We start from the raw sequence: 11,048 nt of genomic DNA on the forward strand, positions 1-11,048 counted from the left end.
CGTCGTCCTCGGGCGATACTGGGCGGGTGGCGACGGGAGGGGACCGAGTGGGGGACGTCCGCATCGTGGTGGCGGACGACGAGGTGACCATCCGCTCCGCACTGGTCGAACTGATCGGCCTGCGTCCGGGCCTGTCCGTCGTCGGCGGAGCGGCCGACGGAGCGGAGGCCGTCGCTCTGGCCAAGGCCCACCGGCCGGACATCGCGCTGCTCGACGCGGACATGCCCGTGATGAGCGGCATCGAGGCGTGCGCGGTCCTCGCACCCCTGGGAGTGAAGGTCGTGATCCTCACCGCGAGCGTGGCCCCCTCGACGATGCGCGACGCCATGAACGCCGGCGCGAGCGGCTACGTCACCAAGGCCACCGCGGTGGACGAGCTGGCGGACATCATCGGCAAGGTTGCGCGCGGGCAGTCCTACGTCGACCCGCAGCTCGCGGCGAGCGTCCTCAGCGCACCGCAGAATCCGTTGAGCGCGAGGGAGATCGAGGTGCTGCGTCTAGTGCTTCCGGGCACGCCGGTCGCGGACATCGCGGAGGAGCTCCATCTGGCGGTGGGGACCGTCCGGAACTACCTCTCGTCCGCGATGTCCGCTCTCGGCGCACGCAATCGGCACGAGGCCGCTCGGATGGCCGTGCAGAAGGGGTGGGTGTGACCGGCGCGTCAGCCGTGCGCCGGCCGATTGCCGCGCAGCGCGACGTACAGCGGGCGGCCGAGGCCGTAGGCCACCAGGACGACGGCGAGCACGACGAACATCGTGTCCGCGCCGCCGCCGGCGGCGTAGACGATCGCCAGCGCCAGCGCGCTGACGAGCAGGTTCGCGACGGCCACGGGGATTTCGCGGGCGAGCGTCGGGGCGGGTCCGAACTTCATGACGTCCTCGGTGAAATGCGACATGGTGCGCGTCCTTCCCTTCTCGGAGGGTGTCGATCCGTCCCTCTCGACCCTGCTCGGAGCGGACCCCGCCGGGTAGTGAGGCCGGTCAGGACTCCGGTATGACGAATCACCCGTCCGACTCCCGCGAGCCGGTGGTGCGGCCACCGGTGACGAACTACACCCGCGTCGGCAGCCTCTACGTCGCAGCGACGCTCTACGTCATGTCGTGGGGAACGGTGCTCCCGCTGATGTGGCGGACCCCCCTGCGGCTCGATCGGCCCGCGGTCTGGCTCTGCTGTGGCGTCGTACTCGCGGCCCTGCTCGGTCTGACCTGGCTGATCACGCGGGCGGCCGTGCCCGGTCACGTAGAGTCGCGACCGTTCCGACGCGCGGTGGCCTGGTATCTCGGCGTCGTGGCCGTGGGCGCGGTGATCGTCGCGGTGGTGGGCCAGGCGGCCTACGCGCAGCTCGCCTGGCTCGGCACCCTGCCGTTGATCTGCGGCGCCTTCGCCGCGTCCATGGTGTCGACACGGTGGGGTGCGGCGGCCACGATCGTTCTCGTCCCCGCGTGCCTCCCGATCACCGGCACGCCGGGGGCGCTCTGGATCTTCCTGGTGCTGGGCGCGGCCAACTTCCTCTACGTCCGCCTGGCCATGTGGATCTTCCGCCACGTCCGTGAACTCGACGCGGCCCGGCGACAGATCGCCCGGATGAGCATCGACCAGGAACGGTCCCGGTTCTCCCGCGACCTGCACGACGTCATGGGCCGCTCGTTGTCGTCCATCGCCCTGACCTGTGAGCTGGCCCTGTCCGTGCGAGACGACGCCGCCGCGAAGGACGCACACGTCCGCGACGCGCAGCGGACGGCGCAGCGCGCCCTCGCCGACATGCGCGCACTGGTGCGCGGGTACCACGACATCGAATTCGACACCGAACTCGCCGACGCGCTCGTCCTGCTCCGCACGGCCGGCGTGTTCGCCGAGGCCGACGGCGACGGCGGAGCCGACCTGGACCCGGCGGCGTCGCAGGCCGCCGCGTGGGTGATCCGCGAGGCGGTGACCAACGTGCTGAAGCACGCTCCGGCCGCGACGGAATGCGAACTCACGCTGCGCGAGGGGGTGCTCGAGATCGTCAACGACGGCGTCGACGGGCAGGCCGCCGGCGACGGACTCGGCCGCGGTCTGGCCGGACTGCGCGAGCGGGTGGAGGCCGTCGGCGGGACGTTCGCGGCGGGCCGCGTCGGCGCCACGTTTCGCGTGCGGTGCCATTTCCCGGCGTGATGGCGGCGTGCGCTGACGGCGTGCGGTGACACGTGCTCGAGGCACGCAACGGTGTTGCAACGGTCGGCTTCGTAGTGTTCCCGGTCACAGCCCCCGGCAAACACGGGGGCGGATCACGAGCGACGAAGGAGCTCTTCGATGACCGTCTACACCCGCCCGGGTTCGCCCGACAGCGCGATGTCCTTCCAGAGCCGGTACGACAACTGGATCGGCAACGAGTGGGTCGCTCCCGTGAAGGGCCAGTACTTCGAGAACCCCACCCCGGTCACCGGCCAGAACTTCTGCGAGGTGGCCCGCTCGACCTCCGAGGACATCGAGCTCGCTCTCGACGCCGCCCACAAGGCCGCCCCCGCCTGGGGCAAGACCTCCGCCGCCGAGCGCGCCGTCATCCTCAACAAGATCGCCGACCGCATCGCGGAGAACCTCGAGTCGATCGCCCTCGCCGAGTCCTGGGACAACGGCAAGCCGATCCGCGAGACCCTCAACGCCGACATCCCGCTCGCCATCGACCACTTCCGCTACTTCGCCGGGTGCATCCGGGCGCAGGAGGGGTCGCTGTCGGAGATCGACAGCGAGACCGTGGCCTACCACTTCCACGAGCCGCTGGGCGTCGTCGGCCAGATCATCCCGTGGAACTTCCCGATTCTCATGGCCGTGTGGAAGCTCGCGCCCGCCCTCGCCGCCGGCAACGCCGTGGTGCTCAAGCCCGCCGAGCAGACCCCGGCGTCGATCATGCACCTGATCTCGATCATCGGTGACCTGCTGCCGCCCGGCGTCGTCAACATCGTCAACGGGTTCGGCACCGAGGCCGGCAAGCCGCTCGCCTCGAGCCCCCGCATCAAGAAGATCGCGTTCACCGGCGAGACCACCACGGGCCGCCTGATCATGCAGTACGCGTCGCAGAACCTGATTCCCGTGACGCTCGAGCTCGGCGGCAAGAGCCCCAACATCTTCTTCTCCGACGTGCTCAGCCAGAACGACGACTACCAGGACAAGGCCCTCGAGGGCTTCACGATGTTCGCCCTCAACCAGGGTGAGGTCTGCACCTGCCCGTCGCGGTCGCTCATCCAGCAGGACATCTACGACGACTTCCTCGCACTCGCCGCGATCCGCACCAAGGCCGTCCGTCAGGGCGACCCGCTGGACACCGAGACGATGATCGGTGCGCAGGCGTCCAACGACCAGCTCGAGAAGATCCTGTCCTACATCGAGATCGGCAAGGGCGAGGGCGCGCAGATCGTCACCGGCGGTGAGCGGGCCGAGCTCGGCGGCGACCTCAACGGCGGCTACTACGTGCAGCCGACGATCTTCACCGGCAAGAACAACATGCGCATCTTCCAGGAGGAGATCTTCGGACCCGTCGTGTCGGTGACGTCGTTCTCCGACTACGCCAACGCCATCGAGATCGCCAACGACACCCTCTACGGCCTCGGTGCCGGCGTCTGGTCCCGCGACGGCAGCGTCGCCTACCGCGCGGGCCGCGACATCCAGGCCGGCCGCGTCTGGACCAACACCTACCACCAGTACCCGGCGCACGCGGCGTTCGGCGGCTACAAGCAGTCCGGCATCGGCCGCGAGAACCACCGCATGATGCTCGACCACTACCAGCAGACCAAGAACCTGCTGGTGAGCTACGCCCCGAAGGCCCAGGGCTTCTTCTGATGCTGCCCCGCTTGAAGGCCACCGCCGGGGCGATGGAGTTGCTCCGTCGCCTCGGCGGTCTCCACGGCGCGCTGATGATGCATCAGAGCGGCGGTTGCTGCGACGGCTCGTCCCCGATGTGTTACCCCGCAGGCGAATTCATCGTCGGCGATCGGGACGTGCTGCTCGGACTGCTCGATCTGCGTGCCGACGTCGACACCGTGCCCGCCGACCTGCCGGCCGACGCCGACGCCGTGCCGGTGTGGATCTCCGGGTCGCAGTTCGAGGCCTGGAAGCACACGCAGATGGTGCTCGACGTCGTGCCCGGTCGGGGGAGCGGGTTCTCCCTCGAGACGCCCGAGGGGCTCCGGTTCCTCAGTCGTGGCCGGGCCTTCACCGAGGAGGAGCTGTCGACGCTCGCCTCCCAGCCCCCGCTCACCGGGGCGCAGTGGGAGGACGGCGAGCGGCCCGAAGTGCCGAGCGAGTCCGTCGTCGTCGCCGAGGCCGTCGACGCCTGCCCGGTGCCGGGTATGACGCTGCAGGGTTGAGATTCGGTGCAGTAGTCCACCTCCACGGTGGACTACTGCACCCGAGTCACGAAGCGTCGGATCTCCTCGACGACCTCATCGGGTCGATGGGTCAGGTCGTGCCAGGTGTATCGCAGCACCGTCCAGTGTCGAACGAGAACGTTCTGACGCCGCCGATCCCGATGGAAGACGGTGCTGTCCGAATGAAACGCCCACCCGTCGATCTCGATCGCGAGGCGCTGCGCCGGGAACGCGATGTCGATGACGTACCCGCCGAACGGGTGGTTGACCTCCCACCCGGTCAGTCCTCCCGCCGTGAGCAAGCGGACCGCCAGCCGCTCGGCCTCCGACCGGGCGCCGCCTTCCGCCGCGCGCAGATACCGCTCGGCCACTCGATGGCCGTGGCGGCGAGCATTGCGGTCCTGCGCCCGTCGAAGGGCGGGGAGAGTGGCGTTGCGCTGCAACTGGCGGTCGACGAGTTGCTGGCCGAGAACGGTCGACGCCTCGAGCACCGTCAGCTCCAGTCGTGTCACGCGAACGCCTCGCAGTTCGACGACGTCGGCCGGGTCCAGCGTGCGTCGTCGTCTGCGCACCCCCGACGCGCTGCGCCCCGACGCCGTGCGGGGCACCGTCACCTCGATCACGGGAACTAGGTAGGTGGTCAGTCCCAGCCAGAACGCGGCGCCGGCGCCGCTCAACACCCCGGCCCCGGTGGACCACACGGCGCACCGCGCTCGGGCCTCATCGGTGAACGGTCGGTCCACGGCGACGTAGAGCCCCCGGGCAACACGCCGCCAGGCTCCGGAGTTCACTCGCCTCTCGATCACCCGGTGCGTCAGTCCGGCAGCGCGTGCCTGTGCAGTCGTGATCACGCCGTCCTGCCGGGCGAGCACCTTTTCGATCATGACTGGATCGACGCGGCTTCCGTCCGAGCCGTTCCGCCCCACGCCGTTCTCGGTGCAGAAATCCACCCCCACGGTGGACTACTGCACCGAATCGGCAAACACGGTGCAACACCCCCGCAACACACCCCACCTACGGTCCCACCACCCCCGCGAGAAAGGCTCACCATGGCCGTCAAGGAACCACAGTCCGGCACCCAGCCCACCGACGACTACCTGGCCAGACGCACGTTGAGGTCGGGCACGGCGGGGTGGGTGCTGCTCGCCGGTCTCGGCGTGAGCTACGTGGTGTCGGGTGACTACTCGGGCTGGAACTTCGGGCTCGAGCAGGGCGGCTTCGGCGGCCTCGCCATCGCGGCGGTCCTGATCGCCGGCATGTACCTGGCGATGGTGCTGGGCATGGCGGAGATGTCGTCCGCACTTCCCGCGGCGGGCGGCGGCTACACGTTCGCGCGGCGCGCACTCGGGCCGTGGGGCGGATTCGCCACCGGAACGGCCATTCTCATCGAGTACGCGATCGCGCCGGCGGCCATCGCGACGTTCATCGGTGCGTACGTCGAGTCGCTCGGCCTGTTCGGCATCACCGACGGGTGGTGGGTGTACCTGGCGGTGTACGCGATCTTCATCGGCGTGCATCTGGCCGGTGTCGGCGAGGCGCTCAAGGTCATGTTCGTTATCACGGCGATCGCGCTGGTGGGCCTGGTGATCTTCGCGATCGCGGCCGTGCCGATGTTCGACGTCGCCAACCTCACCGACATCGAACCGACCGACGCCGCGGGCGCCTCCAGCTTCCTGCCGATGGGCTACCTGGGCATCTGGGCGGCGGTGCCGTTCGCGATCTGGTTCTTCCTCGCTATCGAGGGCGTGCCGTTGGCGGCCGAGGAGGCCAAGGACCCGGCGCGCAACGTGCCCCGCGGCATCATCGCCGCCATGGCGGTGCTGCTGGTGACGGCGGCCGCGATGCTGATCCTGGTCACCGGAGCCGGCGGCGCGGAGGCCATGCAGTCCTCGGGCAACCCGCTGGTGGAGGCCCTCGGCGACAGCGGCGCCGCGACCGTCGTCAATTACATCGGCCTCGCCGGCCTGGTCGCCAGCTTCTTCTCCATCATGTACGCCTACTCGCGCCAGCTGTTCGCCCTGAGCCGCGCGGGCTACCTCCCGAAGTCGATGTCGGTGGTGAACTCCCGCAAGGCGCCGACGCTGGCGCTGATCGTGCCGGGTGTCATCGGCTTCGCCCTGACCTTCACCGGCAAGGGCTCGATGTTGCTGAACATGGCCGTCTTCGGCGCCGCCCTGAGCTACGTTCTGATGATGGTGAGCCACATCGTGCTCCGCCGTCGCGAGCCAGAGATGCCGCGCCCCTACCGGACTCCCGGCGGCACGCTGACCACGGGCTTCGCGCTGGTCGTCGCGGCCCTCGCCGTGGTGGCCACCTTCCTGGTGGACAGTCAGGCGGCGCTGTGGTGCCTGGCCGTGTTCGCCGCGTTCCTGGCGTACTTCGGTCTGTACAGCCGCCATCGCCTGGTGGCGTCCTCGCCCGACGAGGAGTTCGCCGCGCTGGCCGATGCGGAGCGTGACCTGGAATGACCGTGTACCGACAGTCGTTGGCCGGCACCACCTTCACCTTCGACGGACTGGTCGAGGTGATGGCGAAGGCGACGCCGCCGCGATCCGGGGATCGGCTGGCCGGCTGCGCGGCCGAGTCCGACGCCGAACGTGCGGCAGCCGCATGGGTTCTCGCGGATCTGCCGCTGCAGACCTTCCTCGACGAGCAGGTGGTGCCGTACGAGGACGACGAGGTCACCCGGCTCATCTGCGACGCGCACGACGCCGACGCGTTCGGCGCCGTCTCGCACCTCACCGTCGGCGGTCTGCGCGACCACCTGCTCACCGTCGCAGCGGAATCCGGCAGCGCCGAGACCCTGCGTGCCCTCGCCCCCGGGCTCACACCGGAGATGGTCGCGGCGACGAGCAAGATCATGCGGAACCAGGATCTGATCGCGGTGGCCAAGGCCGCGGTGGTGACGTCGGCGTTCCGCACCACCATCGGTCTGCCCGGCACCATGGCGACGCGCCTGCAGCCGAACCACCCGACCGACGACCCGCACGGCATCGCCGCGGCCACGCTCGACGGCCTGCTCATGGGGTCCGGCGACGCGGTCATCGGCGTCAATCCCGCCACCGATTCCCCCTCCGCCACAGCCGATCTGCTGTACCTGCTGGACGAGATCCGGCAGCGATTCGAGATTCCCGTGCAGTCCTGCGTCCTCTCCCACGTGACGACGACGGTCGGCCTGATCGAGAAGGGCGTGCCGGTGGATCTGGTGTTCCAGTCCATCGCGGGGACCGAGGGCGCCAACCGCAGTTTCGGCGTCACCGTCCCCATGCTGCTGGAGGCGAACGAGGCGGGGAAGTCGTTGCACCGCGGCACCGTCGGCGACAACGTGATGTACCTCGAGACTGGTCAGGGGTCGGCGCTGTCGGCCGGTGCGCACCTCGGGACCGGCGGGAAACCGGTGGATCAGCAGACGCTCGAGACCCGCGGCTACGGACTGGCCCGCGCCCTCGACCCGCTCCTGGTCAACACCGTGGTGGGGTTCATCGGCCCCGAGTACCTCTACGACGGCAAGCAGATCGTCCGGGCCGGCCTCGAGGATCACTTCTGCGGCAAGCTGCTCGGCCTGCCGATGGGCGTCGACGTCTGCTACACCAACCACGCCGAGGCCGATCAGGACGACATGGACACGCTGCTGACGCTTCTCGGCGCGGCCGGGGCGGCGTTCGTCATCGCGGTGCCGGGTGCCGACGACGTCATGCTCGGCTACCAGAGCCTGTCCTTCCACGACGCGCTCTACGTCCGGCAGGTGCTGGGCCTCAAACCGGCGCCCGAGTTCGAGGCGTGGATGCACCGCCTCGGCATGACCGACGACGCCGGCCGCGTCCTCCCCGTCGACGCCTCGACCTCGCCGCTGCGTGCATTGGCGGCTCCGGCGTGACCGCCTCGCCGCTCCGTGCATCGGCGGCTCCGGCATGACCGCCCCGGACTTCTGGTCCGACCTCCGGCTGACGACGCAGGCGCGCATCGGACTGGGCCGGGCGGGCGACGCACTGCCGACGTCGCGGGTGCTGGAGTTCCAGGCCGCCCACGCGGCGGCCCGCGACGCCGTCCACATGCCGCTCGACGTCGACACCGTCGTCGCGGACCTTGCCGACCTCGGCCTCGGTGACCCCGTCGTCGTGTCCAGTCGCGCCGAATCGCGGGGGGAGTACCTGCGACGTCCCGACCTCGGCCGCCTGCCGGCCGATCTGTCGGCGGTGCCGCGCACCGAGGCGGACCTCGGCATCGTCCTGTGCGACGGGCTGTCCCCGCGCGCGCTCGCCGAGCACGGCGTCGGGCTCACCCGTGCCCTCGCCGACGCGCTGGGGACGTTCACGATCGCACCGCCCGTCGTCGCCACGCAGGCGCGAGTTGCGCTCGGCGACCACGTGGGCGAGGCGCTCGGCGTCGCCACCGTGCTGGTGGTCATCGGGGAGCGACCCGGACTGTCCGTCGCCGACAGCCTCGGGATCTACCTCACCCACGAGCCGCGGCCGGGACGCAGCGACGCCGAACGCAACTGCATCTCCAACATCCACCCACCCGGCGGGATGACCTACGACCACGCGGCGCGCGTGGCGGCGTCGCTGGTCGCGGGCGCGCGGCAACTCGGCCGGTCGGGGGTCGACCTCAAGGACTCATCCCGCGAACTGACCTGAGCATCGGGGCCGACGCCCGGCGCCTAGAGTCTCCACCCGTGCTGCTGCAACGGGTGCGGGTCGATCCCGCGCAGGAGGGGTTGTCCGACGTCCGTGTCGAGGGCGACCGCGTCACCGAGATCTCCGCTCCCGGCGAGCGGCTGAGCGCCGCGGGCGACGACATCGTCGACGGCGCCGGTGGGGTGCTGCTGCCGGGGTTCGTCGACGCGCACGTGCACATGGCGCAGTGGTCGATGGCGCGTCGCCGAATCGACGTCGGACATGCGACCAGCGCGGCCGACGTGGTCGACATCCTCGTGGCGTCGGGGGAGCGGTCCGTCGTGCGGGCGCAGGGATACCGCGCAGCGCTGTGGTCGACGCCGCCGCACAAGGACATGCTCGAGGCGGCGCTGCCGGGCGCGCACGTCGCCGTGACGAGCATGGATCTGCACTCGGTGTGGCTGTCGCCGGCGCTGATGGACGCGCTGGGCGTCGTGCACCCGACGGGCGTGTTTCGCGATCACGACGCCATCGCCATGATGGGTGCGCTCGACGCCCGGGTCGACGACGCCGAGCTGGACCGCCACGTTCTCGACGGCGCCGACGAGTTGGCCCGACGCGGCATCACCGAGATTCTCGACTTCGAGTACGACGACAACTGGTCCGCCTGGTCGCGCCGGGCGGCGCGCCGACTGCCCGGGGTGCGGGCGACCGCGTCGACGTGGCCGACCTGGCTCGAGCAGTGCGTCGCGGCGGGGCGTCGCACCGGTGAGCCGGTGCCGGACACGGCCGGCACGGTTCGCATGGGTCCGCTGAAGATCATGGCCGACGGTTCGCTGAACACGCGGACGGCCTGCTGCCACGATCCGTATCCCGACGACGACGGCGGCAGCAGCGAGTCGCACGGGCTGCTCCTGGTCGACGAGCCCGAGTTGGTCCGGCTGATGACGACGGCCGCGTCGGGTTCCATCGCGTCCGCGGTCCACGCGATCGGCGACCGGGCCAACACCGTCGTGCTCGACGCCGTCGCCTCGGTCCGGGCGCGGATGCGCACCGGCGAGCTGCCCACCGTCGGCGCCCGGATCGAGCACGCCCAGCAGGTGCGCCCGGCGGACCTCGCCCGGTTCGCCGACCTCGGCGTCGTCGCGTCGGTTCAGCCCCAGCACGCGATGAGCGATCGCGACGTCGTCGACGTCCTGTGGGCGGACCGCGCCTCGCGGGCCTATCCCTACCGGTCGCTGCACCGTCTGGGGGTCACACTGCAGTTCGGCTCCGACGCCCCGGTCTCGCCTCCCGACCCGCGCGCCGCAGTGGCCGACGCCGTGCACCGCACCGACGACGACCGGCCGCCGTGGGAGCCGGACGAGGCGCTCCCGCTGTCGGCGGCGCTGCGGTCGGCGTGCGGTGGGCGCGACGCCGTGACGGTGGGATCGGCCGCCGATCTGACCGTGCTCGCGCAGTGGCCGCACCTGCTTTCGAATGCGGATCTGCGGTCGGTTCCGGTGCTCGTGACGATCTCCGGGGGGCGTCTCACCCATCTGTCGGCGTAGGGCGAACGAATGACGATCATGAGGTCCACTGATGGAACGCCGCCGTCGCTACCGAGCGGTAGGGTCAGCGGTGGGGTTCGTGGGCTCTCACGGGTACGTCGCGCCTCCGGGGGCCCCGTCGTCGTGCGATCTCACGATTCGCAGCTCCCGGGTGCGCTCGAGTAGGCTCGGTCGGCGCCTCGAGAGGTCTCGGACGGTGATACCGAGTCTCCGGAGGGCGTTCACCGTGCTCACCACGAGGGCACGCGACCTGCACCACCGGCGCGTCGTCCAGGATCGGGCGACGGGACGGGCGATAGATTTCGTCGACAGCGAAGACGGCGAAGACGGCGAAGAAGACGAGGAGGACCACCGGCCACGCGGGCGCGAGAAGCCGCCGCTCGCGGTAACGGCACTCGACCACGGAACGATGTGACCATGTTGCAGTTCGCGTCGTGTGCACCCTTCGGTGTGCGCATGACCGGGTCGGAATTCGGGTACCGATTCACACGGTGCGTCGAACCGGCGATCGTCGACGATCTTTGAGGATGGTGCAAGAC

The 11,048-nt window shown here is 70.3% G+C and carries 11 protein-coding genes; 9 read left to right on the plus strand and 2 right to left on the minus strand.

Going from position 1 to position 11,048, the window contains the following annotated elements; all coding sequences use genetic code 11:
• Window positions 1-26: 26 nt before the first annotated feature.
• Window positions 27-653 carry a response regulator transcription factor gene (locus BMZ18_RS10425; RefSeq protein WP_211267469.1) on the plus strand — a complete coding sequence of 209 codons (627 nt, stop codon included), beginning with the start codon at window positions 27-29 and terminating at the stop codon, window positions 651-653.
• Between the two features lie 8 nt (window positions 654-661).
• Here BMZ18_RS10425 and BMZ18_RS10430 read toward each other — a convergent pair whose 3' ends face one another.
• Window positions 662-895, minus strand: coding sequence for a hypothetical protein (locus BMZ18_RS10430; protein ID WP_068361432.1), 234 nt, complete (start codon window positions 893-895; stop codon window positions 662-664).
• A gap of 98 nt (window positions 896-993) precedes the next feature.
• Here BMZ18_RS10430 and BMZ18_RS10435 point away from each other — a divergent pair, with 98 nt between their 5' ends.
• The 3 genes from BMZ18_RS10435 (at window position 994) to BMZ18_RS10445 (ending at window position 4,343) form a co-directional block, all read left to right on the plus strand.
• Window positions 994-2,154 (plus strand): sensor histidine kinase, encoded by a 1,161-nt coding sequence (locus BMZ18_RS10435; RefSeq protein WP_068361429.1) that lies wholly within the window; start codon window positions 994-996, stop codon window positions 2,152-2,154.
• A gap of 138 nt (window positions 2,155-2,292) precedes the next feature.
• Entirely contained in the window at window positions 2,293-3,816 is a 1,524-nt protein-coding gene (gene exaC / locus BMZ18_RS10440) for an acetaldehyde dehydrogenase ExaC (RefSeq protein ID WP_068361426.1), read from the plus strand.
• A complete protein-coding gene (locus tag BMZ18_RS10445) occupies window positions 3,816-4,343 on the plus strand; it encodes a DUF779 domain-containing protein (RefSeq protein WP_244516484.1) in 528 nt (175 codons plus the stop codon). Before exaC ends, BMZ18_RS10445 begins: the two co-directional genes overlap by 1 nt.
• A 32-nt stretch (window positions 4,344-4,375) precedes the next feature.
• Here BMZ18_RS10445 and BMZ18_RS10450 read toward each other — a convergent pair whose 3' ends face one another.
• Entirely contained in the window at window positions 4,376-5,227 is an 852-nt protein-coding gene (locus BMZ18_RS10450; RefSeq protein WP_068361460.1) for a PDDEXK-like endonuclease domain-containing protein, read from the minus strand.
• Window positions 5,228-5,392: 165 nt separating this feature from the next.
• On the opposite strand from BMZ18_RS10450, the gene eat reads away from it, so the two are divergent.
• The 5 genes from eat to BMZ18_RS19355 all read left to right on the plus strand — a co-directional run bounded on the left by eat (window position 5,393) and on the right by BMZ18_RS19355 (window position 10,924).
• The gene (gene eat / locus BMZ18_RS10455) at window positions 5,393-6,811 is read left to right on the plus strand and encodes an ethanolamine permease (RefSeq protein ID WP_074922144.1); all 1,419 of its coding nucleotides are present in this window, start codon (window positions 5,393-5,395) and stop codon (window positions 6,809-6,811) included.
• Window positions 6,808-8,220 (plus strand): ethanolamine ammonia-lyase subunit EutB, encoded by a 1,413-nt coding sequence (locus BMZ18_RS10460; protein ID WP_068361420.1) that lies wholly within the window; start codon window positions 6,808-6,810, stop codon window positions 8,218-8,220. The genes eat and BMZ18_RS10460 overlap by 4 nt, the downstream gene beginning before the upstream one ends.
• Window positions 8,221-8,254: 34 nt before the next feature.
• Window positions 8,255-8,980, plus strand: coding sequence for an ethanolamine ammonia-lyase subunit EutC (gene eutC / locus BMZ18_RS10465; protein WP_068361457.1), 726 nt, complete (start codon window positions 8,255-8,257; stop codon window positions 8,978-8,980).
• A gap of 38 nt (window positions 8,981-9,018) precedes the next feature.
• Window positions 9,019-10,509 carry an amidohydrolase gene (locus BMZ18_RS10470; protein ID WP_068361418.1) on the plus strand — a complete coding sequence of 497 codons (1,491 nt, stop codon included), beginning with the start codon at window positions 9,019-9,021 and terminating at the stop codon, window positions 10,507-10,509.
• 226 nt (window positions 10,510-10,735) lie between these two features.
• Window positions 10,736-10,924: a hypothetical protein gene (locus BMZ18_RS19355; protein WP_139203908.1), complete on the plus strand. Its 189-nt coding sequence runs from the start codon at window positions 10,736-10,738 to the stop codon at window positions 10,922-10,924.
• Window positions 10,925-11,048 lie beyond the last annotated feature (124 nt).

The sequence above is a fragment of the Rhodococcoides kroppenstedtii genome (assembly GCF_900111805.1).
In the GTDB taxonomy this organism is placed as follows: domain Bacteria; phylum Actinomycetota; class Actinomycetes; order Mycobacteriales; family Mycobacteriaceae; genus Rhodococcoides; species Rhodococcoides kroppenstedtii.

Excerpts from the sequence above, each read along its gene's own strand:
- BMZ18_RS10430 (WP_068361432.1), bottom strand. The coding sequence starts at position 895 with ATGTCGCATTTCACCGAGGACGTCATGAAGTTCGGACCCGCCCCGACG.
- BMZ18_RS10435 (WP_068361429.1), top strand. The coding sequence starts at position 994 with ATGACGAATCACCCGTCCGACTCCCGCGAGCCGGTGGTGCGGCCACCG.
- exaC (WP_068361426.1), top strand. The coding sequence starts at position 2,293 with ATGACCGTCTACACCCGCCCGGGTTCGCCCGACAGCGCGATGTCCTTC.
- BMZ18_RS10445 (WP_244516484.1), top strand. The coding sequence starts at position 3,816 with ATGCTGCCCCGCTTGAAGGCCACCGCCGGGGCGATGGAGTTGCTCCGT.
- BMZ18_RS10450 (WP_068361460.1), bottom strand. The coding sequence starts at position 5,227 with ATGATCGAAAAGGTGCTCGCCCGGCAGGACGGCGTGATCACGACTGCA.
- eat (WP_074922144.1), top strand. The coding sequence starts at position 5,393 with ATGGCCGTCAAGGAACCACAGTCCGGCACCCAGCCCACCGACGACTAC.
- BMZ18_RS10460 (WP_068361420.1), top strand. The coding sequence starts at position 6,808 with ATGACCGTGTACCGACAGTCGTTGGCCGGCACCACCTTCACCTTCGAC.
- eutC (WP_068361457.1), top strand. The coding sequence starts at position 8,255 with ATGACCGCCCCGGACTTCTGGTCCGACCTCCGGCTGACGACGCAGGCG.